The 24,155-nt window shown below is 48.7% G+C and carries 20 protein-coding genes; all 20 read right to left on the bottom strand.

The window, feature by feature from the left end; genetic code table 11:
• Positions 1-25: 25 nt before the first annotated feature.
• Positions 26-1,144 carry a cell division protein FtsZ gene (ftsZ, locus tag ACAN55_RS10035; RefSeq protein ID WP_379131566.1) on the bottom strand — a complete coding sequence of 373 codons (1,119 nt, stop codon included), beginning with the start codon at positions 1,142-1,144 and terminating at the stop codon, positions 26-28.
• Between the two features lie 63 nt (positions 1,145-1,207).
• The gene (gene ftsA / locus ACAN55_RS10030) at positions 1,208-2,476 is read right to left on the bottom strand and encodes a cell division protein FtsA (protein ID WP_379131561.1); all 1,269 of its coding nucleotides are present in this window, start codon (positions 2,474-2,476) and stop codon (positions 1,208-1,210) included.
• Positions 2,463-2,624: a hypothetical protein gene (locus tag ACAN55_RS10025; RefSeq protein WP_379131559.1), complete on the bottom strand. Its 162-nt coding sequence runs from the start codon at positions 2,622-2,624 to the stop codon at positions 2,463-2,465. Before ACAN55_RS10025 ends, ftsA begins: the two co-directional genes overlap by 14 nt.
• A 164-nt stretch (positions 2,625-2,788) precedes the next feature.
• Positions 2,789-3,544: a cell division protein FtsQ/DivIB gene (locus ACAN55_RS10020; RefSeq protein ID WP_379131555.1), complete on the bottom strand. Its 756-nt coding sequence runs from the start codon at positions 3,542-3,544 to the stop codon at positions 2,789-2,791.
• 85 nt (positions 3,545-3,629) lie between these two features.
• Positions 3,630-4,913 carry a UDP-N-acetylglucosamine 1-carboxyvinyltransferase gene (murA, locus tag ACAN55_RS10015; protein WP_379131552.1) on the bottom strand — a complete coding sequence of 428 codons (1,284 nt, stop codon included), beginning with the start codon at positions 4,911-4,913 and terminating at the stop codon, positions 3,630-3,632.
• Positions 4,914-5,131: 218 nt separating this feature from the next.
• Positions 5,132-6,244: an undecaprenyldiphospho-muramoylpentapeptide beta-N-acetylglucosaminyltransferase gene (gene murG / locus ACAN55_RS10010; RefSeq protein ID WP_379131550.1), complete on the bottom strand. Its 1,113-nt coding sequence runs from the start codon at positions 6,242-6,244 to the stop codon at positions 5,132-5,134.
• 5 nt (positions 6,245-6,249) lie between these two features.
• A complete protein-coding gene (gene spoVE / locus ACAN55_RS10005; RefSeq protein WP_379131548.1) occupies positions 6,250-7,347 on the bottom strand; it encodes a stage V sporulation protein E in 1,098 nt (365 codons plus the stop codon).
• A gap of 49 nt (positions 7,348-7,396) precedes the next feature.
• Positions 7,397-8,818, bottom strand: coding sequence for a UDP-N-acetylmuramoyl-L-alanine--D-glutamate ligase (gene murD / locus ACAN55_RS10000; protein WP_379131545.1), 1,422 nt, complete (start codon positions 8,816-8,818; stop codon positions 7,397-7,399).
• Between the two features lie 3 nt (positions 8,819-8,821).
• On the bottom strand, positions 8,822-9,787 hold the full coding sequence (gene mraY, locus ACAN55_RS09995) for a phospho-N-acetylmuramoyl-pentapeptide-transferase (RefSeq protein ID WP_379131542.1): 966 nt from the start codon (positions 9,785-9,787) through the stop codon (positions 8,822-8,824).
• 30 nt (positions 9,788-9,817) lie between these two features.
• The gene (locus ACAN55_RS09990; protein WP_379131538.1) at positions 9,818-11,212 is read right to left on the bottom strand and encodes a UDP-N-acetylmuramoyl-tripeptide--D-alanyl-D-alanine ligase; all 1,395 of its coding nucleotides are present in this window, start codon (positions 11,210-11,212) and stop codon (positions 9,818-9,820) included.
• Entirely contained in the window at positions 11,209-12,696 is a 1,488-nt protein-coding gene (locus tag ACAN55_RS09985) for a UDP-N-acetylmuramoyl-L-alanyl-D-glutamate--2,6-diaminopimelate ligase (protein WP_379131535.1), read from the bottom strand. The genes ACAN55_RS09990 and ACAN55_RS09985 overlap by 4 nt, the downstream gene beginning before the upstream one ends.
• 55 nt (positions 12,697-12,751) lie before the next feature.
• Positions 12,752-14,677: a stage V sporulation protein D gene (locus ACAN55_RS09980; protein ID WP_379131532.1), complete on the bottom strand. Its 1,926-nt coding sequence runs from the start codon at positions 14,675-14,677 to the stop codon at positions 12,752-12,754.
• An 80-nt stretch (positions 14,678-14,757) separates the two neighbouring features.
• On the bottom strand, positions 14,758-16,923 hold the full coding sequence (locus ACAN55_RS09975; RefSeq protein WP_379131529.1) for a penicillin-binding transpeptidase domain-containing protein: 2,166 nt from the start codon (positions 16,921-16,923) through the stop codon (positions 14,758-14,760).
• A gap of 112 nt (positions 16,924-17,035) precedes the next feature.
• Entirely contained in the window at positions 17,036-17,425 is a 390-nt protein-coding gene (locus ACAN55_RS09970; protein ID WP_379131526.1) for a hypothetical protein, read from the bottom strand.
• Between the two features lie 24 nt (positions 17,426-17,449).
• Positions 17,450-18,403 carry a 16S rRNA (cytosine(1402)-N(4))-methyltransferase RsmH gene (rsmH, locus tag ACAN55_RS09965; protein ID WP_379131524.1) on the bottom strand — a complete coding sequence of 318 codons (954 nt, stop codon included), beginning with the start codon at positions 18,401-18,403 and terminating at the stop codon, positions 17,450-17,452.
• A 36-nt stretch (positions 18,404-18,439) separates the two neighbouring features.
• Positions 18,440-18,877 carry a division/cell wall cluster transcriptional repressor MraZ gene (gene mraZ / locus ACAN55_RS09960; RefSeq protein WP_379131521.1) on the bottom strand — a complete coding sequence of 146 codons (438 nt, stop codon included), beginning with the start codon at positions 18,875-18,877 and terminating at the stop codon, positions 18,440-18,442.
• A 204-nt stretch (positions 18,878-19,081) separates the two neighbouring features.
• The gene (locus tag ACAN55_RS09955) at positions 19,082-20,353 is read right to left on the bottom strand and encodes an adenosylhomocysteinase (protein WP_379131518.1); all 1,272 of its coding nucleotides are present in this window, start codon (positions 20,351-20,353) and stop codon (positions 19,082-19,084) included.
• A gap of 66 nt (positions 20,354-20,419) precedes the next feature.
• Positions 20,420-22,051, bottom strand: coding sequence for a bacillithiol biosynthesis cysteine-adding enzyme BshC (gene bshC / locus ACAN55_RS09950; protein ID WP_379131514.1), 1,632 nt, complete (start codon positions 22,049-22,051; stop codon positions 20,420-20,422).
• Positions 22,052-22,234: 183 nt separating this feature from the next.
• The gene (locus ACAN55_RS09945) at positions 22,235-23,155 is read right to left on the bottom strand and encodes an ABC transporter ATP-binding protein (RefSeq protein ID WP_379131511.1); all 921 of its coding nucleotides are present in this window, start codon (positions 23,153-23,155) and stop codon (positions 22,235-22,237) included.
• Positions 23,152-24,147: an ABC transporter ATP-binding protein gene (locus ACAN55_RS09940; protein WP_379131509.1), complete on the bottom strand. Its 996-nt coding sequence runs from the start codon at positions 24,145-24,147 to the stop codon at positions 23,152-23,154. Before ACAN55_RS09940 ends, ACAN55_RS09945 begins: the two co-directional genes overlap by 4 nt.
• Positions 24,148-24,155 lie beyond the last annotated feature (8 nt).

The raw sequence follows: 24,155 nt of genomic DNA, 5'->3' as shown, positions 1-24,155 counted from the left end.
GTCGCCTAAATCGGCGGTGCTTGTATTATTCGTTGTTGCCGCCGCGTGTGCGGTTGCGAAGGAAAGTCGGAATATCCAGCTGGTCCGAACTTGTCTGATTACCGAAAGGACGCAGGTTGGCATTCTTGTCAGTAGCAGCTTCATTCGGAGTGGCTGCCGGACGGCGAACCTGGGATGCCGATGGAGCCGGTTTATGATCAAATCCGGTTGCAATCACGGTTACCTTGATTTCATCCTTCATGGACTCATCGATGATCGCACCGAAAATCATATTCACATCAGGGTCTGAAGCAGAGGTTACAATTTCGGCTGCCTCATTCACTTCATACAAAGAGAGGTTGGAGCCGCCGGTAATGTTCATGATTACACCACGTGCACCTTCAATGGATGTTTCGAGCAGCGGGCTCATAATAGCTTTGCGAGCTGCTTCTGAAGCACGATTCTCCCCTGCAGCAATACCGATACCCATAAGAGCCGAACCACGTTCGGTCATAATAGTCTTCACATCGGCAAAGTCAAGGTTGATAAGACCCGGTACAGCGATAAGATCCGAAATACCTTGTACCGCCTGGCGAAGTACATTATCCGCTTCACGGAAAGCTTCAAGCATTGGAGTCTTCTTATCTACAATTTCAAGCAAACGGTCATTCGGGATAACAATCAGCGTATCCACTTTTTCCTTCAAGGCTTCAATACCAAGCTCTGCCTGGTTGGAGCGTTTTCTACCCTCAAAAGTGAAAGGACGGGTTACAACGCCTACGGTCAATGCTCCGCATTCTCTGGCAATCTCTGCGATAACCGGAGCTGCGCCCGTTCCTGTGCCGCCTCCCATGCCTGCGGTTACAAATACCATATCTGCACCCTTAAGGGTATTAGAAATTAAATCACGGGATTCTTCAGCCGCTTTCTTACCTACTTCAGGATTAGCTCCTGCACCAAGTCCGCGGGTCAGTTTATCCCCAATTTGCAATTTATGCTCCGATTTGGCCATATGCAGCGCTTGGGCATCTGTATTTACCGTTATAAATTCTACGCCCTGAACGCCGTTCTCTATCATCCGGTTGACAGCGTTGCTTCCGCCGCCCCCGACGCCGATGACTTTTATTTGCGCCAAGCTCTCCATTTCAAAATCAAATTCTAACATAGTATTCCATCTCCCCCTAGAATAGTGCATGGATGGCCGGTCCAAGTATATTTGGACTTCCGCTTATATAAAGTCGCTGAAAAATTCCTTTAGACGCTCTACCATTCCAGGCTTCCGGACAGTCCCTTGGCTAGGTGCAGCATTTTGTTTGCTGCGGGCAGCCGGTTTTTTAGTACTGTTCCCACTTGAAGTATTGCCCCGTCCGCGCAAGCTGCGGACTACGTGATGCAGAATGCCAACGCCGCCTGTAAATCCAGGATCACGGACACCGATATAATCCGGAACGGCTATACGTACAGAGGCAGACAATTCTGACTGGGCAGCCTTGAGAACTCCCGGCATCGATACAGTCCCACCCGTTAATATATAACCTCCGGGAAGGTCAGTGTAACCAAGCCGTTTTACTTCCTGGGAGATCAGATGGAAAATCTCCTGGACCCTTGGTTCAATAATTGCCGCCAAGTCCTCCTGGTTAAATTCCTTTTCCACGTTACTTCCGATACGGAGCACCTTGAAAGTAACCTCCGGTGCAGCATCGTCAATCCAGGCACAGCCATACTTCAATTTAACCTTCTCCGCTTGGTCTGTAAGCGTCCGAAGTCCGTAAGCAATATCATTGGTTACAAATTCTCCGCCGATTGGTATCGTTGAGGTTGCGCAAAGCGAACCTTCCTGATACACGGCTATCGTTGTTGAACCCGCTCCGATATCTACCAGAACAGCACCCATTGATTTCTCATCTTTGGAAAGTGCCAAACCCCCTGCTCCAAGAGACATCAGCACAAGATCCTTGACTTTTAATCCTGATTTCTCTACGCAGCGAAGCAGGTTATGTATTGGCGTCTTCGCCCCCGTAATAATCGTCGCCTCAACTTCCAGACGAACACCGATCATCCCACGCGGGTCCTGAATACCTTCTAGTCCATCCACAATATATTGTTTGGCGACAACATCGATAACCTCGCGCTCCGGGGGGAGTGCAATTACTTCCGCAGCCTTTATTACGCGTTCAATATCTTCAGGACCGATCTCGCGGTCTTCATTCTGCACAGCAACGACGCCGTGGCTGGATTGAAGCCCAATATGATTGCCGGAAATACCGACATAGACCTCAGATATTTGAATACCTACCATTTGCTCTGCATGATCCACAGCGCTTTTGATAGATTGTACGGTCTGGTCTATATCGACTATCGCGCCTTTGCGAATCCCTTCGGAACTGGCAGATCCAACGCCAATAATATTAAAGGTTCCATTGGTAACTTCCCCGATAATTGCCCGAACTTTGGATGTACCGATGTCTAAACTAACAATGATGTCATTGTTGCTCAAGCCCTATGGCACCTCCTGTTTCCTTCGTAATAAGTAGTAATTTTTTTTCCCGTTCTTGGGAAACGTCTTTGTACATATTCAACATACGCAATCCTTTCCCTCTTTTTTCTACAATTTTTTTAGCTGGAAGAATATTCTTAAATTTCATGTGTGTATGGAGAACTGTATCTTGCAGATAATCTTAAGCGCAGGTGCAAAATGACCATCGCCCGGCTACTTAAATCTCAAAAATCCGGAGAAAAAAGAGGGATGCAAGTTTCTTGCCCATAAAACCGATTGTAGCATTTTTCAGGACGCAATAGTAGGGACTTTTTACTCTTCTGTTCCCTCATCTTCTGGCTTATCTGTGTAAAATGGGACATAAGAATCAGCCTCGAGCATTTTAATTAAGCCGGGTTGCTCCGTTTCAGTCACTTGATTCAAATATTCAATTTTATCCTTTAGAAGTGAGATCGCAGTTATGACTTCAAAATGGGAACGTGTGTACATCTTGATCCGGTCCGGAAAAGAAAGCGTTGGAGACGGAACAATTTCAGAAATATCACTTGTCAGCTCATTAGGAATGTTCCCGAGCGCCTGACATAGCTTTGCCTTATAGGAATCCGTGCTAGTCCATCCCGTTAGAATTGGCTTCTCGACTGCAATGCCGGTTTCGTTGATAGGTACCGTAGCCCCGCTGGATAAAATCGCTTTCAGACTGCCCTGCTGATCCAACTCGTAGGCTACCGCAGGAAACTCCTGAATCCGGATTTTGATAATGCCGGGAAAAGTCTTCTGAACAGCTACAGTTTGGATGGTGCTGAGCTTCATCAGCGAATCATGGACCGATTGTTTCGAGACAGCAAAGTATTGCCCCCCGATCTTCAATCCGCTTTGAGACAAAAGTTCCTGCTCTGTCGAATACTTGCTTCCTTCAAATGTAATCTCCGTAATCCGGCTAGCAGATGAACGAAAAAAAATGACGGCGAGCAGTGCAGTGAAGAGCAGCAGCAAAATAATCGTAAGCTTGCGGCTCTTTTTTTTCCTGGGCTTGTCCTCTTTAAGAAGAGGTAAATTCGTTTTGGGCATACTCATATCTCCATAATAAGGTCCTGTCTTCCCTTTTTCCTGCAGAAGAAGACAGGATCTTGAATTGGCCAAGATAAATGAATGTCTAATACTTTAAATCAAAGGATTCCGGTTCGGGCGCCTTACGGCTGATGGTGGCACCCAGTTTCTGAAACAGCTTCTCTATGCCGTCATAACCTCTGTCGATATGATGAGCCTGCTCGACGATCGTAGTGCCCTGAGCGGCAAGCCCGGCAATAACAAGCGCTGCTCCGGCGCGTAAATCCGTAGCCTCTACGGTGGCGCCATACAGTCTTTGAACGCCGCGAATAAACGCACGATTCAAATCTATGGAAATATCAGCCCCCATACGGGCCATTTCCTCCACATGCTTGAATCGTCCTTCGAATACCGTCTCTTTTATGATACTGAAACCGTCGGCAAGCGCCAGCAGAACCATGATCTGAGATTGTAAATCGGTAGGAAACGAAGGATAAGGAGAGGTAATAATTCTCTCAACGGCGCGGGGTCGCCCCATACAGCTGATGTTAATTATATCATTGCATACCGTAATTTGAACACCAGCGCGCTTCAGGATGTGAATTAGCGCTGACAGATGTCCGGCATTCGTGTGGGTCAAGGTAACATTCCCCCGTGTAACCGCCGCAGCAATCATTACGGTGCCAGCAACAATCCGGTCGGGAATCACCTCATAATCGCACGGAATCAGTTCTTTTACGCCTTGAATGGTTATCGTATCCGTACCTGCTCCGATAATATTAGCACCCATTTTGTTCAAAAAATTCTGTAAATCGTGAATCTCCGGTTCTCTTGCAGCACCTGAAATCGTGGTCGTTCCCTCGGCTTTCACGGCAGCCATCATGATGTTCTCTGTTGCACCTACGCTCGGATAGTCCAGATGAATATCGCACCCTGAGAGCTTATCCGCCCGGCAGGAGACCCGCCCATTGCTCTCTTCAATCTCCGCCCCAAGGGCCTGTAACCCCTGCAGATGCAGATCGAACTTGCGTTCACCGATTGCACAGCCTCCCGGCTGATAAATCGTCACCTCACCAAATCTGGCTAGCAAAGGTCCCATTAAGAAGATGGATGATCTCATCTGCCGCATCAAATCCTCTGGAACATGGGATGTGTTCACGAATGAAGTATCGATCGTTACCGTCTCTGCTTCATGTGCGGCTCTGCAACCCAGCTGATTCAATATCTCCAGCATCGTTTCAATGTCCAGCAGCTTTGGCACATTATGCAGTGAGTGAACTCCTTCGGCTAGTAAGCTTGCTGCCAGAATCGGCAAAGCCGCATTCTTTGCTCCATGGATACGAATGGTGCCTGACAGGGGATTTCCACCCTCAATCACCAATTTGTCCAATGTATCACCCCCGAGATTACCGCTCACCCACCACATGCACTTACGGTTACGGCAAGCCATGACAGCTGCCATGTTCCCGTTTCACGGGTTCCTGAAGTGCACTGGGTGATTGTCACGATTATAGGAATATCCTATGTTAAATCCCTCGGGTGTGTGACAGACGCGTTATAGTTAGATTTAGCAGTGGAGTAGGCCTGCTACTCCGTTGACCTTGTGTATTAATCCGGTCTGCCGATTAGTCTCCGGAGTTCCTTTGTAATCACGGCTGCTGAATCTCTTTTGCCGAGCCGTAATGAATTCTGTGACATTTCCCGCCGCTTGTTCTCATTGCCAATAATGCTCTTGATTGCTTCATACAGCGCTTGCCCGGTCAGATCCTTCTCCAGAATCACCACCGCTGCTCCGTCGCCTTCCAGCTGTCTTGCATTAGCTTCCTGATGGTTGTTCGTTACATTAGGAGAAGGAATAAGTACAGAGGGAATACCAAGCGCGGTAATCTCAGCAATAAATGAAGCTCCCGCCCGGTTCACAATCAGAGATGTGCAAGCTAGTACTTCAGGCATATTATGAATGTATGGAAGGATATGCAGCTCATTTGGTAATCCACCCAGCTTTTGGCGCAGCGCTTTGCGGGTCTCTTCAAAATAAGGCTCACCAGTAACATAAACGTAATGAACTCCATTACCCTTACCCACAAACGGGGCCATTTCAATCATGGCGTTGTTAATGGCCTTCGCTCCCCGGCTGCCGCCAACAACCAGAACCACTGTCGTTCCTTCAGCAATCCCAAGGGAAGCATACCCCCGGCGCGGATCCGCTTTCGTAACCGTTGTCGCCCGCGGATTGCCGGTATAGATGACATTTTTGCTGCTTGGAAAGGAAGATTCCGTTCCCGCGAAGCTTACCGCAACTGTATCGGCGTATCTGCTGAGAAACTTATTAGTCAAGCCTGGAATGGCATTCTGCTCATGGATTAAGGCAGGAATTCCGAGCTTTGAAGCCGCATATACCACAGGACCGCATACATAACCGCCAGTTCCTATTACTACATCCGGCTTAAACTCTTTGAGCATTGCCTTGGAAGACTTAACACCCTTCAGAAAACGCATTACGGTCTTCACATTATCTAAAGACAGCTTGCGCCGGAAACCTGTAATATCAATTGCCTTAAACGGGAGATTCTCCTGAGGAACGAGCTTGCTCTCAAGGCCTCTTGTTCCGCCTATGTACAATATTTCCGTATCCTCATCCTCGGCTTCCAATTGCCTTGCTACCGCGACTGCGGGATATATATGTCCTCCCGTACCTCCGCCGCTTAATACGATACGCATGTCTTTCACCTCACATAACGGGATAAATTGAGTAAAATGCCCAGCGCGGTCAGCATCAGTGTAAGTGATGATCCGCCATAACTAATCAGGGGGAGCGTGATTCCAGTTACCGGCATAAGTCCGATGACAACACCGATATTGATCACAACCTGAACCGCAACCATACAAACGATGCCGACAGCCAGATAACTCCCGAACCGGTCAGGCAGACTCATGGCTACCCTCATCCCGCGCCAGATTAGAATCAGAAAGAGCAGAAGAACGGTCAGACCGCCAATGAAACCAAGCTCCTCTGCCAGAATTGAGAAAATAAAATCAGTCTGGGGCTCGGGAACATAGCTGTACTTCTGGCGGCTCATTCCAAGCCCCAGGCCACCAAGACCACCCGGGCCAATAGCATACAGTGACTGTATAATCTGGTATCCCGCGCCGAGCGGGTCGGACCAGGGATCCAGAAATGCCGTAATCCGCTGCAGGCGGTAAGGTGCAGCAGCAATCAGGGCCACAAAGCCGGCAAGTCCCGCCACGCCCAGGGACAGCAGATGCTTCATTCTTGCTCCAGCTGTGTAGACCATCATGAGGGTTGCCCCCATCATGACTGTTCCCGTGCCCAAATCCGGCTGAAGCATAATCAAACCAAAAGCTGAACCAATCAGGCCAAGTGGCGGCAGCAGCCCACGCGTGAATGAAGTTATGTCGTAATCCTCACGTCCCAGCCAGTTCGCCAGAAAGAGAATCATCCCCATCTTCATGAATTCGGAGGGCTGTATGCCGAAGGAGCTGATACCCAGCCAGCTGCGTGCTCCACCGCGTACAACGCCAATACCCGGAATTAGGACCATCACCAGCAGGATGAAGCAGACAATCAATCCGGCCTTGGCGAACCCTTTCCATACACGGTATTCGGTATTGGCGGTGACATACATGGCTATAAGCCCGAATCCGGCGAAGAGCAGCTGTCTTTTCACAAAATAAAATGAATCACCATAGTTGCGGAATCCGAGTACGGACCCGGCACTGTATACCATGACCATGCCGATCACGAGCAGAGCCAGAATAGGAATCAGGAGCCAGATATCCGGCGCAGGACGAGTCTTGTTCATCAGGAGCACACCTCTTGCTTCCGTAGTAGAGGCTTATCCGCCCCCCTACTTAAAGGTTATGCACCGCCTCTTTAAAAATACGCCCGCGCTCTTCATAGGATGTGAACATGTCCCAGCTTGCACAGGCGGGAGACAGGAGAACCACATCCCCCTCTTCCGCAAAAGCAGAAGCCTCCCGCACGGCTGCCTGCAGCACGGCGGCGGCGCTCTCACCATTATCGACGGTTACGATATGCTTTAGTCCCGCCAACTCAGCAACAGCCGCCAGCTTGTCCCTGGTCTCTCCTAAAGCGACTAGTGCCTTAACACGTCCGCTTAGCACAGGTACAAGCTCCATATAATCCGAACCCCGGTCGAGTCCGCCGGCAATCAGTACTACTGGCTGGCGGAAAGAGGTTAACGCCATAGTAGTAGCTTTGGAATTCGTAGCTTTGGAGTTGTTGTAATAGGCTGCTCCTGCAATAGTCTCGACATATTCCAGCCGATGCTCTACTCCCCGGAAAGAGGCCAAGACTCCGCCCAGTACATCCGGAGAAGCCCCTGCCGCTATCGCGATAGCACATGCAGCCAGCGCATTCTCCACATTGAATCTGCCGGGAAGTCCGATACTGTCGACTTCTGCAATAACAATCTCCTGTTCACCATTATCACGGTATATGATCCGGCGATTCACGAGATCATCTATTCCCGGGATGAAGGACGGGTTGACATATACGCCATGTAGCAGTTCTTCAGTCATTGAGAATGGCAGTACCTTGCCTTTCATATAAGGAACCAGCTCACGGCATACCGGATCATCCAGGTTCAACACGGCAGTATCGCTTTCGTCCTGATTCGCGAACAGCTTTTTCTTCGAATCGACATAATCCTGCATATCTCCATGATAATCCAGATGGGTTTCAGCCAGATTCAGCAGGGCGCCAACCTTAGGACGGAACGACTCCGTACCTTTGAGTTGGAAGCTGCTCAGCTCCACGACCATCCAGTTGTTCTCGGTAGCCTCCTGTGCCGCCTGACTAAGCGGGATTCCAATATTGCCGGCAACAATGGGATTCATGCCCGCAGCTTCCAGCATCAGACCCACCCAGGTGGTTGTAGTCGTCTTCCCATTGGAGCCCGTGATGCCAATCATCGGTGCAGCGCAGAGACGGTAGGCTACCTCAACCTCAGTCACAATCTCAATGCCCAGCTCCAGTGCCTTTCGCACGGGAGAAACGGAATAAGGAATGCCCGGATTTTTGACGATCAGGGCTACGCCTTCATGAATGAGCCCTTCCGGATGCCCGCCGCATATAACAGAAATTCCCAAAGATTCCAGTTCGGAAGCTTCGGGACTCTGATCTCTCTCTTTTTTATCATTGACTGTCACGATCGCACCGCGCTCATGCAGTACCTTCGCAACCTGAACGCCGCTTTTGGCAAGACCCAAAACGACGACCTCCAGGCCGCGATACATATCTGGATGATTCATTCACTACAACCCCTTGCTGATATATAGTCCTAAAGCCGCGAGTACAAGACCTACTACCCAAAATGAGATGACGACCCGCCACTCCGACCAACCGCTGAGTTCAAAATGGTGGTGGATCGGGCTCATTTTAAAAATGCGCTTGCCCCGCGTCTTGAAGGAAGCTACCTGAATCACTACCGAAAGCATTTCAACAACAAAAATGCCGCCGATCACCAGGAATAGCAGTTCACTTTTAGTTACAATGGCAATTGCCCCAATCGCGCCTCCAATACCGAACGATCCAGTGTCTCCCATAAAGACCTTCGCAGGATGTGCATTGAACACCAGAAAGCCGAGTACGGCTCCGATCATCGCTGCAGCGCACACTCCCGCCGCAATCGAAGTAGCTTGCATAGCAATAACGGCATATGCCGCAAGGGCAATCGCACTTACACCTGATAAAAGACCATCCACTCCGTCGGTGAAATTGACCGCATTCGTGACGGCCATCATCATCACGATGATGAACGGATAATAGAACCAGCCCGACCAGTCAAAGCTGTAGGATGTACCGGGAATGCTGATTTCTGTACTGTGCCCCGCTGAGATCAGCAGCCCGCACAGCACAGCTCCTACCAGAAGCTGCCCAAACAGCTTTTGACGTGCAGTTAGGCCAAGCGAGCGCTTGAACACAATTTTAATATAATCATCCAGAAATCCGATTAATCCGTATCCGAGTGTAGCTACCAGAAGAACGTAAAAATCAGTATTCACAACAGAAAATTTCAAATACGACAAAGTAAAGGCTACGATAATGACGATACCGCCCATCGTTGGCGTTCCCGCCTTCTTCAAATGGCTTTGCGGGCCGTCATCGCGCACTTGCTGGCCGAACTTCATTCTCCGCAATAGCGGAATGAACAGCGGAGCGGCAATGACCGCAAGGATAAAGGATACAGCGATAGTCAGCAGCAGAAGTTGATAATCCATGGGTACATTCCCTCCAATCGTTGAGTTAATTTAATCATTGGCCACAAGGCTGTTCAGCACTTCCTCCAGACGCATGCCCCGTGAAGCCTTGAACAATACAATATCCTTAGGGCCACATTTCGTCTTCAGCGTATCTGCAAGTTCTTTCTTATCGGTAAAAGAGTAAATCCGCTCTGTACCGAAATTCACCTCCGCAGCCTTCGCTATATGCTCTGATAAACGTCCATACGTAAACAATAAATCCGTCTTCGCAGGATCAAGATATGATCCGATTTCCGCATGGAAATCAGCTTCATCCGGCCCAAGTTCCAGCATGTCCCCAAGCACTGCTATTTTAATGCCACTGCCCTTCATCGATTGCAGTACATCTATCGCCGCTTTCATCGAAGTGGGAGAGGCGTTATAAGCATCATTAAGCAGGGTAAGACCTGAAGGTGCTGTAATCAGTTCGATCCGCATACCCGTCAGCTTGAGACCTCGCAGCGCCGTATCCACGTCATCTCCACTAATTCCGAAAGTACGGGCCGCCGCCAAAGCAGCCAGGCTGTTGATAACATTGTGACGTCCTGGAAGCGGAAGCGTAAATGCCCGATCCCCATAACTTGCGGACGTGAAGGTCACCCCACCCGGATGAGCCATGATTCCCGTCGGATAGTCGTCATTATCATTATTCATCCCAAACCTGAAGGTCTCAAAGGCAGGCGATGCTGGCAGGATTTCCTCCGCTAGCACTTCCGCCAGCAGCGTTTCATCACCGTTATAGATTAATAGTCCTCCCGGCTTCAGTCCACCGGTAATCTCGAGCTTGGCGCGGGCAATTTCTTTGCGGGAGCCGAGCTGCAGCAGATGGGACTCACCGACGTTTGTGATTATGGCAATGTCGGATGAAGCAAGAGAAGTCAGGTGGGCGATCTCTCCGCGTGCACTCATACCCATTTCAAGCACAGCGATCTCCGTACCTTCTTCCATCGACAAAAGCGTGAGCGGAAGGCCGATATGATTATTGAAATTCCCCTTGGTCTTATGAACCTTATAACGAGTCTCCAAAAGTGCTGTCACGATATCCTTAGTTGTGGTTTTGCCGTTGCTCCCAGTAATAGAAATTACTTTAGGAGCCACTTGGTCCAAGTAGGAAGCAGCGAGTTTCTGAAGTGCGGTGAGGGTATCCTCAACCACAATTACAGCCCCAGCGGGTGCTGGCCCCTTGTCATACTGCCACAGGATTCCAGCTGCACCGGAAGCAAGCGCCCCGGCTCCAAACTCGTGGCCGTCAAAATTCTCTCCTACCAGTGGAATAAAGAGGCAGGCGGGAATGATTTTACGGGAGTCTGTGATCACTCCCGCTATTTCTGTGCCAGCCGCCGCAGGATCCAGCAGCTCGCCTCCACACATGGCTGCGATAGTACCCAGTGTTCGTCTAATCAATAGTTTCGACCCCTTATCACTTCTTTGGCGACAACCCGGTCATCGAAATCATGGACTACCCCGCCAATTAACTGGTAGGTCTCATGACCTTTCCCCGCAATCAATACTACATCTCCGGGGCTTGCCATTTCAACAGCTTTTGAGATCGCCTCCCGGCGGTCGACGATCAGTTCGTATTTTTCCGGTGCTACGCTGTCTTCCTTAAGACCTGCCTCAATATCATTCAGGATGAATTGTGGATCTTCAGTCCGCGGATTATCTGAGGTTACCAGCACATAATCGCTATACTTGGCGGCGATCTTACCCATCAAAGGACGTTTGGTACGATCACGGTCGCCCCCGCATCCGAACACGGTGAGGACTCTGCCCTCTGCGAATTCGCATACGGTGCGAAGCACATTCTCTAATCCATCCGGAGTATGGGCATAATCTACAACAACTGCAAAGTCCTGACCTTCGTCCACGGACTCCACACGTCCGCTTACACCCGCCACAGCTTCAAGACTGGCTTTTATCTGTGTTAGTGGAATATCCTCCAGAAGTGCTGCAGTAATCGCAGCCAGTGCATTGTAGACATTAAATTTGCCAACCATACGCAGTGAAATATCAGCTTCACCTTTGAAGGTGTTCACATGAAAAGTGGTTCCTTTTGCGGTAATAGCAATTTGTGAAGCCCGGACGTTTGCCTCATGGTCAATACCGTATGTAACAACTTCGGCTGCAGTCTGTGCGGAGAAGTAAGAGCTGGCCGCATCATCCGCATTGAGTACCGCGTACTTGCGATCTTCTTTCCAAGGAGAGATAACATTGCCCAGACGAGAGAAGAACAATCCCTTAGCAGAACGGTACTCCTCCATTGTATGATGATAATCCAGATGGTCCTGGGTCAAATTCGTAAATATTGCGGTACGGAAATCAGTACCTTTCACTCGCCCTTGCTCCAGCGCGTGGGAAGAAACCTCCATGATACAGCACTGAACCCCTCTAGAGGCCATATCTTGAAGCGAGCGCTGCAGTTCAAGAGATTCCGGCGTTGTTCCGGACATCGGATAGCTCTGCCCGTCATACCGCATTTGGATCGTTCCGATCAATCCTGTCTTGATGTCCTGATCCTGCATGATTCGCTCAATTAGATATGTCGTCGTCGTTTTCCCGTTGGTTCCTGTTACGCCGATCATTCTCATTCTGCTGCTCGGCGAGCCGAAGAACGCATTGGACATCACAGACATTGCAAAGCGGCAGTCATCAACCAGAATTTGCGGCAGTTCAGTGTCCAGCCTCCGTTCGCATACAAGGGCCACCGCCCCTTTGGCAGCTGCCTGCGGAGCATAATCATGTCCATCTACAGTATGTCCCGGCAGACAAATAAACAGATCTCCGGGTTTCACCCGGCGCGAATCCGTCTGAATATCACTGATCTCGATATCCCCGTCTCCAAGAAGCTGCGACGCCGCCAAACAAGATGACAATTCATTAACTTTCATATCGATCCCTCACTCTACATTTCAGATAGGTGATTACCTTCATCTATTATAATAATTATTTACTCGAAGAGCCCATATAAATCCGGATTGTCGATCCTTGTTCAACTCTTGCTCCGGGTTTAGGTGCCTGGTTAATGACGGTATCCCCCGATCCCGAACGCGCCAGGTTAAAATTCATATTCATATCCTCGTAAATATCTTGAACGGTAGCACCGGTAAGGTCAGGTACAGTAACAATGGGAAGTTCGCCAAGCTTATAGGTTTTAGGGAGCTGATCTTTACGCTCCGGCACCTTCAGGTAATGAAGGGAATCCTCCAGAATATTTTGAACAATCGGAGCAGCCACCACGCCCCCAAATTGGATGCCCTTAGGATTATCAACCGCGGTATAGACAACAATCTGCGGATCATCCGCCGGGGCAAACCCAATAAATGAAACAATATGCTCTGTTGGCGAATACCGCCCGTTGATTACCTTCTGTGCGGTTCCCGTCTTGCCGCCGACCCGGTATCCATCAATAAAGGCCGGCCGCCCGGTTCCCTTTGCTACCACGCTTTCCAGAGCCTCGCGCACTTTCTTGGAGGTCTCCTCTGAAATGACCTGACGGACCAGCTCCGGATTTATTTGCGAAACCGTCTCCCCGGTGACGGGATTAATCCAAGCCTTAGTCACATGCGGTGTATATAACTTGCCTCCGTTTATTGCCGCCGACACTGCTGCAATCTGTTGAATCGGGGTGACCGATACCCCTTGGCCAAAAGCGGTAGTTGCAAGCTCTACAGGTCCGACCTGAGACGGTTTAAACAAGATACCATTCGCTTCACCGTTCAGGTCGATACCTGTTTTCGTTCCAAACCCGAAATCGCGGATATATTTGAACAATGAATCTTTACCAAGCCGCTGTCCCAGCACAACAAATCCGGGATTGCAGGAATTTTCGACTACCTGCATAAAGGTTTCACTGCCATGGCCGCCCTTCTTCCAACACCGGAGTCTTGCACCGCCCACCTCGATAAATCCGGGATCATAGAAATGATCCTTCTGGAGATCGACCTTCCCTTCCTGCAGTGCCGCTGCCAAGGTAATGATCTTGAACGTAGACCCCGGTTCATAAGTCATCCAGATCGGAAGGTTCCGGTTATATGTCTGGGGATCGTATTCCTTGTAATTCCCTGGTTCATACCCCGGCCTGCTGGCCATAGCCAGAATCTCGCCATTCCTCGGATCCATAGCAATCGACCAAGCTCCCTGCGCCTGATATTTCACCATTGCTTGATCCAGCTCACGCTCCATAATCGATTGAATCTGCTTATCTATCGTTAATTGGAGGTTAAGACCGTCCTGTGGCTCTGAATATTTCTCCGATGAGCCGGGCATCAGTCTTCCAGCCGCATCAGACAGATAGGAGATATTGCCCTCAATTCCCTTAAGAAGCTTATCATATATATTTTCGACACCTGTGAGCCCCTGATTGTCAATGCCGGTAAATCCCAGAATATGTGCAGCAAGATCTCCATAAGGATAATGCCGCTTGCTGTCCTCAGCTACAACGATGCCCGGGAGCTGCAAATCACGGATGCTCGCGGCAAGCTCCATCGTAATTTTGCGGCCACCGGGCTGCAGCTTCACCGATAATTCCCTTTTAGATAACTGTTTAAGCAGTTTTTCCTCAGTCATACCCAGCATCGGAGCCAATTGCTGTGCTGTCTTTTGCTTATCTTTCACCTGCACAGGAACTGCATAAATCGTCGGCGAACTGACATTATAGGCAAGCGCCACGCCTTCCCGGTCCAGAATTTCTCCCCGCTTCGCTGTAAAAGGTATATTCCGGCGCCAGGAATTCTCAGCCTTGGCCGATAGTTCTTCACCTTGTGATAATTGGACATAAGCAAGACGAATCACCAGTGCCCCGAATAACATCATTAGGGTTAGCAGCGTCCAAAGCATCCGCCGCCGTGTCACGACCTTTGAAACTTTCATTCCGTATCCCCCGCTTTCCCCACAATAGACATGCTCACTTAACTCATGACTATTCAGGACAAACAGGGGTTAGAACAAGCCTATGTGCCTTCTGCAGTTTCTGTTTCATCCTCTGAATGCTCTACAGGGATATCCTCACCGTATTCATTAAGCGGCTTCAGCTTTAGAGAAATGATAGTCTTGCCGTCTTTCTTGCCTTGAACCTGTTCAGCTACGTAACCTTCTCCTTCAACCTCAATCCCCACCTTAAGAAGCGTTAGAATTTCGAGTGCATCCCGGAGCGACTCACCACGTAAATCGGGGATTGACGTTCCGGCACCATTCTGGCTGATCAGGTATATCCTCTGGCCTGAACTGAGTACCGTCCCGGCTTTAGGATATTGGCTGGTAACCGTAGGGCCGTCACCCACACCCTCAAAGTCAAAGCCTTTATTAAGCAGCAGTGCCCGCGCTTCCTTCATGGTTTTGTCCGTAAGATCAGGTGTGGTACGCAGCGCAGGTGCAGTATTCTTTGTTGAGCTTTCTTCACCTTTATTGCCGTCCTCATTATTCTCTTCAGACAATTTCGGCACTCCCATATATTGAAGGGATTGAGACACGATCTCTTTAAAGACCGGAGCAGCCAAAGCACCGCCGCCAAGCTCCACATTCGGTTCATCAATGATGACAATAACTGCGATCTTCGGATCATTGACAGGGGCATAGCCGATAAAAGATACCAGCTGTTTGTCTTTAACATACCCTTTACCTTCAACCTTGATTGCCGTACCCGTCTTGCCGGCTACACGGTAACCTTCAATATAGGCATTGCGGCCTGTACCAATCGTATGATCCGCAACCACCTGCTCTAGGTAGCCGCCGGTTTCCTTGGCAGTCTCCTTGGTAATCACCTGCCGGACAACCACTGGCTTTGTCACCGTCTTCTCTCCGGTATTCGGATTGGTAATCTCTTTCACCACGTACGGTTTCATCAGCTTGCCGCCATTAGCGATAGCGGACACAGCAACCAGCTGCTGAAGTGGTGTAACTAGTACCTTACCGTGTCCATAGGCCAATGTTGCAAATTCCGCTTCGTATTTTGGGTCAACCATACCCTGTGCTTCTCCTGGCATGTCGATTCCCGTCTTTTGTCCAAAACCGAAATCAGTAATATACTGCATCAGCTTCTCTTTACCCAGCATCTCATAACCGAGTTTGACAAAAGCCACGTTACTGGAACGTTTCACGCCCTCAAGGAAAGTAATTTCACCCCAGCCTGACCGATTGATGTCATGAAGCGGATTCTTAACGCCCTTGATCTTGATAGAACCTGACTTAAACTTGGCATCCGGATTAAACAGCTTCTCCTGAACGGTACCAGCCAGCGTTACTATTTTAAATGTAGAGCCCGGCTCATAGGTTGATTTAATAGCATGGTTATAGAATCCGGATAGTTCCTCATTCATATATTCATTAGGATTAAAGGTTGGCATATTAGCCAGACCCAGAATTTCCATGGTGTTGGGATCGGCAGCAATCACTGTCATACTGACAGGCTGGTACTCTGCGTATGCCTTTTGCATAGCTTTTTCAATGTAATATTGAATGGTTCTGTCTATCGTAAGCTTGAGATTATCGCCGTTGACCACCGGTTTATACGTTTCATTCGCATCTGGCAGCTTATAGCCCTTACCATCACTTTGATAGTCGAGTTCTCCGTTAACACCCTTCAGCTTCTCATCAAAAAGAGCCTCAAGGCCCGCGACTGCAACACCGTCACGATCCGTGTAGCCGAGAATATGAGCAGCTAGCGTATCATTCGGATAATAACGCTTCTGCTCCTGAATAATCCCAATTCCAGTCTCCTGAATATCATGTTCTTTTTTAAGCTCATCTCTGAATGCGAGCACTTTGTCTCTAAGCTCCAGGTCAATCTTCCAGCCTTCATTACGGACTTCTCGGTTCTCTAGGTAATTCCCGTCCTTGTCCTTTGCTTCGACCAATTTCTGCAGTTCGTTTACAGGCTTGCCCAGCAGCTCATGCAGCTTGGTCACGACTTCTTCACCGATTCCGCGCTCATGAATAACTTTAGGAGAGATGACAACGGTATAAGCCGGAACGTCACTGGCCAAGACCGTACCGTTGCGGTCAGAGATTACACCGCGAACCGCCTTGATAATCGAAGTGTGCGCCCTTTGATCAGCGGCTTGCGCCTGCCAGAAATCACCCTTCAGCACTTGGATATAGAACACACGGCCAATCAGCACAAGAAAAAAAAGGGTAATACAACCCCCTATAAAAAGTGTGCGAAGTTTTATTCTCTTAACCATAGGCAACCTCACAACCTCTGTTTTTGGCAACGATCCTCATTGCTGATATTTACTCTACGTCAGCAGATGTTTCTTTTGGAACAAAGATTGAATCTTCGTCTTTGGGAGCGGAGAAACCGAGCTTAGTCATAGCAGTAACAGGTACCATTTGCTCAAGCTTCTGTTTCTCCATCTGCAATACGGCAATTTGCTTGTTAGCTTTCGAAATTTCCACATCCAGCTGCTGAGCCTGTTTGTTCAAATCGTAAATGTGAAGATAACGCCAGATAAGTGCTGTCGCTACCAGAATAAATAAAGTCAGAGTCATCATGTACAGCAACTTTTCCTGAAGGGGCAACGACATACGTCGAGTAACTACCTTCGTCTTCTCGCGGTAGAGCGGATTAACTTCTTCTTTTCTTTTGGGCTGTACTGCCAAATTTCCGCGGGTATAGGCCATTTCTGACTCTCCTTTTGTTGTCATTTACAATTTTTCTGCAATACGAAGCTTGGCTGAACGGGCGCGTGGATTAAGCTCGAGTTCTTCTTCCCCGGGCATAAGCGGTTTACGGTTTATTAATTTCATAGTGCCTTCACCGCCGCATACACAGAACGGAAAGTCAGGCGGACAAGTACATTTCTTAAGATAGCTACTCATAATCTGCTTGCAGATCCTGTCTTCCAGAGAGTGAAACGTAATAACAGATACTCTTCCTCCAGGCGCCAGGCAGCGTACAGCTGCATGTAACCCTTCTTCAAAAGCTCCTAACTCATCATTAACTGCAATACGTAGACCCTGAAAACTGCGTTTGGCAGGATGCCCTCCCGTTCTCCGCGTTGCGGCAGGAATGGCCTCTTTAATAATTTCGGCAAGTTCTCCGGTAGTTTTAACAGGACTTTCGGCCCTTTTATCTACAATGCGCCTGGCAATCCGCCTTGAGAATTTCTCTTCTCCATACTGGAAAAGCACTCTGGCAATCTCTTCTTCCGGCCACTCGTTGACGATTTCGTCAGCGGATAGTAGTGCCGTCTGGTCCATCCTCATATCAAGCGGAGCATCATGATTATAACTGAATCCTCGGTCACCCTGATCAAACTGTGGCGATGACACGCCAAGATCGAATAGTATACCGTCCACCTGTGGAACACCATCTTTTTGCGGAACAAAGGCCAGGTCTTTCAAGACATATTCGAGATCACGAAAGTTTGTCCGGACTAAAACAACCTTGTCTCCGTAAGAAGCCAGCTTTTCCTTAGCATTATCTAGTGCCCAGTCGTCCTGATCCAGACAGATCAATTTACCCTTTGGACCAAGCTTTGAAGCTATTAACGAGCTGTGTCCAGCTCCACCGAGTGTACAGTCCACATATATTCCATCTTCTTTGATGTGCAGCCCTTCTGTCGCTTCTTCCATTAAAACCGTGATGTGATGAAACAAGCCGCAGCCCTCCAAACGTTATTCCTAAATGTATTGTTACAAATCAAAATTGAAATCAACCAATTTCTCGGCAATTTCGTTGAAAGATTCCTCTGACTGACTGAAGTACTGCTCCCATAGCTCCTTGTTCCAGATCTCGACCCGGTTCGATACGCCAAGAATGACACAGTCTTTATCCAGCTTCGCATACTGCCGCAAATTCACCGGCAGATTTACCCTGCCCTGCTTGTCCCAAGCACATTCGGTCGCCCCCGAGAAAAAAAAGCGGCTGAATGCCCTGGCGTCAGATTTCATCAGTGATAGGCTTTTGAGCTTCTGCTCCATAATTCCCCATTCATCCATAGGATACACAAATATGCAGGAATCCAGTCCGCGGGTTGCTACAAAGGAGTTGCCCAGGAGGTCACGGATTTTAGCCGGAATAATAATTCGGCCTTTATCATCAATGCTATGCTGATACTCCCCCATAAACATCGGCTACCACTCCCTGCCCCTTATTCCCCACTTTACCCCACTTTGCACCACCTAAGCATAATAGATTCGCCATTAAAAATCAAAAACCTTTTTCACAGCAAAGGTAATTTTATCCTTCTTTGTCTTTCCGGCAAAAAAGAAGCCGCTCTACCGGAATAAAGACCGGCGAACGGCTTCTTTTTCATTTAACCAGGTTAAAGTGCATTACGCATTCAAATTCCAGCTATCCAGATATTCAACTTGAGCAGACGTCAGACTATCAATGCCAAGTCCCATGCTTTCCAATTTAAACCGTGCAACTTGTTCATCTAACAGATAAGGGACATTCTCTACCTTAACACCGATGCTCTTATAATTATCATTTACATATTTGAGCGAAAGTGCCTGTAGTGCAAAAGTCATATCCATAATCTCAGCCGGATGTCCGTCTGCCGCTCCAAGATTCACGAGTCTTCCTTCAGCCAGCAAATACAGTTTACGTCCGTCATGCAATTGATATTCTTCGATATTTTTACGTACAGTTCTTATGGATGCGGAACGCTCCGCCAATTCCGGCTTGTTCACTTCTACGTCAAAGTGTCCGGCGTTGGACAGGATTGCCCCATCCTTCATCACATCGTAGTGCTCGCCGCGGATTACGTACCGGTTGCCGGTTACCGTAATAAAGAAATCCCCCAGCTTGGCCGCTTCCAGCATCGGCATGACATGGAACCCGTCCATATGCGCTTCAACAGCTTTAATGGCATCTACTTCGGTAACAATGACATTCGCGCCTAGTCCTTTTGCTCGCATCGCCACACCTTTGCCACACCAGCCGTAGCCAACTACGACTACATTTTTACCGGCTACCATAAGGTTGGTTGTGCGAATGATACCGTCCCATGCGGATTGCCCAGTACCATACCGGTTGTCGAATAGGTGCTTGCAGTACGCATCATTCACGGCAACCATTGGAAACTTCAACATACCCTGCTTCTGCAAAGCCTTCAAACGGATAATACCGGTAGTTGTTTCTTCCGCACCACCACGGATATTCTCCATCAGGTCAGGACGTTCGGAGTGCAGTAAGGTGGCGAAATCTCCGCCGTCATCAATGATCAGATCTGGCTTGCTTTCCAGCGCCTTGATATTCAATGCCTTAAACTCTTCCGGTGAGGGATTGTACTTTGCAAATACAGTAATCCCATCTTCTACAAGCGCTGCACATACATCATCTTGTGTGGATAGAGGGTTAGAGCCTGTGATCGTAACCTCAGCCCCCCCTGCTTGTACCACCTTCGCAAGATAAGCTGTTTTGGCTTCCAAATGAAGAGTGATGGAGACCTTTAGCCCTTTAAAAGGCTGCTCGGCTTCAAACTGCTCACGGATGCGGTTCAGGACAGGCATATGCTGCCGAACCCAGTCAATCTTTAAGTGGCCCTGAGGAGCCAAGGCCATATCGGCCACGATACTGCTCTGCTTGGATAATGAACTCATTAATGAAACCTCCTGTTTTTTATGTGTTCTGACCGTATTTCCAGTTACATATGACCGTATTTCCAGTTACATATATATCACGCGATGAATTCCGCTATAATCCGGCGGAAGCTCCATCAATTCATCCAGCCAGGCGGGGCCGTAGCGGTTTAGATAATATAGTATATTGTATACTCTTTCCTGCAGCTTGCCCAGCGGCATCAGCGACTGTTCAATCCGGTCCCATTGGCGCAATGCTGCTTCATTCTGCTTCTCCATAGCATCTTGTGCTTTGTTTTGCAGGAAGGAAATTTGATCCAGAATCTTCTCTTTATTATTGTTCCCTAGTTTAAGCAGTCCTGCCTGCAGCGTTCCGAGCTGTTCAATCAGCGGTTCGTACATGGCCAGGAATGAAGCCTTTGCTGCGTCGAAACGCCCTTCCAGGTCCATTTCGTCCTGTGCATGCAGCCATTGTTGCTTCTTCTCCGCCAACCCAGCATGTACATCTCCAAAAGAAAGTCCGTATTTGTCCATGTTCTTATGCAAGGTGCCTTCAACCACGGTAAAGGACATTCGCGGTAAAATAAGCGGCATTACTCCTCCCAGCGTCTCAAAGGCCCGGTGTGTAATTGCCCAATAAGACATTTCACCTTGACCGAGTACGGTTGTGAGAACCGGCAGCAGGTAATCCTGCATCAGCGGACGGGTAAGCACATTATTGCTGAATCTTTCTGGATGAGCCTCGAGGATATCGAGCAACTGCTCCTGTGTGAAGGCAACATGACCCTTACGGTCGGTAAACATACCTTCCCGCTTAAGCAACAACAACCGCATTCCCTCATGGATGTAGAACAGATTAGCGGAACCTGCTGTAACGTCAGCCTGCAGTGTATATCCTGAAGAAATGATTTCATCTGCGGCTCTATGGTATGCCTTCTCCAGGTCGTCGTTCTCTATAATTAAAGTACGAAAGAAAGGCTGCTCCAATCTACGAAGCTCCGGGTCTGCAGAATCCAGTAGAATGAGACCGAATCTGCCGAACAATGAACCCATCAGTGCAGCAAACGCCTGAGTCATGCTTCCAGCATTACACGAGGTATTCCGGATCATTTCCATCATCTGCGGTTTGAATTCACTATCTTGCAGCAGTTCATCGAGTTTATCAACAGCCTGCTGCCAGCTTGCTTCATCTACATTTATATTGCTAACCGAATCGCGGGTTCGTTCCCGGTCATCGAGCTTGATCTTGGCGATTTCTGCCGAACGGCTGAGTACATAGGTATGATTAACTTCGTCCCAGTCATGATCCTCACCGGCAATCCAGAACAACGGCACTACCGGCCTGCCCAGCTCCTCACCGGCTTCCTTGGCGGCAAGGATAATGGTCATGGCTTTATAGATTACAAGCAGTTGACCTGTAAAAAGCCCGCTTTGCTGCCCTCCTGCCACAACTAATGTTCCCGGTTGCTCCAGCAGCGCGATTGATGCAGCTGTGGCTTCATGCGGACTATGCTTGGCATTGTATGACCGCAGAACTCCGGCAACTTCATGGCGGCTAGCACGGGATGTCTCTGTGTTGTCTAACCACTGCATCCGGCGGTGTCTGCTCTCTTCATTACGGAAGTCCCCAGCGTACAAGTGGCCTACACATTCATATTCCTCTATATAGTCACGGGCGAGTGTTTGTCCCCCCGGGATTGGCATCTGTTCAATATTCATCGTTTCTGGCCCTCCCCTTCTTCATCCAGCTCTTATGTACCAGTCTTTTAACCCTTTATGATTGTATCCAATGTACAACCCTTCGTCAAAATAATCTCATTATTTAAAGAGAAAGGCTTATAACCTCTCGATTTGCAGCAAAAACCGCCGGAGAATATCCGGCGGTCTGAGTGCATCATGCTATTATGCGAATGCTTTAGCCACAAAGTGACCTTTGGAAACCTCAACCAGCTGAGTTTCCTCTTCATTCGTCTTTTCACCTTCTGCATAAATTGGAGTACCCAATTCATCATGCAGATGGATACGCTTCTTGTTGACTTCGATTTCCGGATCGGGAATCGGAATAGCCGACAGCAGCGATTTGGTGTATGGATGGAGCGGGTTCGCATAAAGCTCTTCGCTCTCTGCAAGCTCAACCATTTTACCCAGGTACATAACAGCTACGCGGTCACTAATGTGCTTAACCATCGACAAGTCATGGGCGATGAACAAGTAAGTTAGTCCTAGACGGTCCTGCAATTCTTTAAGCAGGTTAACCACTTGAGCTTGAATGGATACGTCAAGCGCAGAGATTGGCTCATCACAGACAATGAATTTAGGGTTAACAGCAAGCGCACGGGCAATACCAATACGCTGGCGTTGTCCGCCGGAGAATTCATGCGGATATCTGGTTGCATGGTCATGGTTAAGTCCAACCATATCCAGCAGCTCTTCAATCCGTTTCTTGCGTTCAGCACGGCTTCCAGCCATGTTGTGAATATCCAGTGCCTCTCCGATGATATCTTGAACGGTGAAGCGCGGATTCAGAGATGCATATGGATCCTGGAAGATCATCTGCATATCACGGCGCATACCTTTCATTTTGCCTGGAGACAGCTTGTAAATGTCAGTGCCGTTGTACTTGACACTGCCGGCAGTTGGTTCATATAAACGAAGCACAGTACGTCCAGCAGTAGTTTTACCGCAGCCAGACTCCCCTACCATCCCAAGCGTCTCACCCTCGCGGATCGAGAAGCTGATGTTATCGACTGCCTTCAATACCTTACCTTTGCCTACATTAAAATATTTCTTAAGTCCTTCGACTTCGATCAGGTTCTGTGTCAAGAGTATTGCACCTCCTTAGCCATTGAATGGAGATTCCAGCAACGCGCCATATGTGTGTCGCTGAATTCCGTAGCACCCGGGTCAATTCTCTCGCAGATACTCATGGCCTCACTGCAACGGGCAGTGAACGGACAGCCTAGCGGCGGCTTGATCAAATCCGGCGGAGTACCAACAATCGGAATCAGCGGCTCGCCTTTCTTTTGATCCAGACGCGGCATGGAACGCAGGAGACCTTTGGTGTAAGGATGCTGCGGGTTTTTGAAAATCTCCCATTTTGTACCAGTTTCAACAACTTCTCCAGCGTACATAACAATAACGCGGTCACACATGCCGGCAACGACGCCGAGGTCATGGGTAATCAGGATAATGGATGTACCCAGACGCTGCTGCATGTCTTTCATTACTTCCATAATCTGAGCCTGGATGGTCACATCCAGTGCCGTTGTCGGCTCATCTGCAATAAGCAGCGACGGACGGCAGGCAAGAGCAATCGCGATCATAACGCGCTGTCTCATACCGCCTGAAAACTCGTGGGGATATTGGTTAAAGCGAGCCTCCGCATTTTTAATGCCTACAAGTTGCAGCATTTCGATACCTTGCTTTTTCGCTTCGGCCGCTGACATTTTCTGATGTTTGATTAACACTTCTGTAATTTGCTTGCCTACTTTAATTGTAGGATTGAGAGATGTCATCGGGTCCTGAAATATCATGCCAATATCTTTTCCGCGAATTGCTTCCATCTGCTTCATGTTTTTCTTCAGCAGATCTTCACCTTGAAAAATAATTTCTCCCTTCTTCACCTTGGAAGGAGGAGAAGGAATAAGCCGCATAATCGATTGTGCGGTAACACTCTTACCACTGCCGGACTCGCCGACGATAGCTACGGTTTCACCCTTGCCTATTTCAAAATTCATACCGCGGACAGCTTGTACCTCTCCGCCTTTTACAAAGAACGAAACGTGCAAATCTTTAACCTGTAAAATTGGCTCCATCAATTTCT

The sequence above is a fragment of the Paenibacillus oryziterrae genome (assembly GCF_042610485.1).
In the GTDB taxonomy this organism is placed as follows: domain Bacteria; phylum Bacillota; class Bacilli; order Paenibacillales; family Paenibacillaceae; genus Paenibacillus_AQ.
Note: the sequence above shows the minus strand (reverse complement) of the source record. Positions and strands in the feature narration are given on the sequence as shown.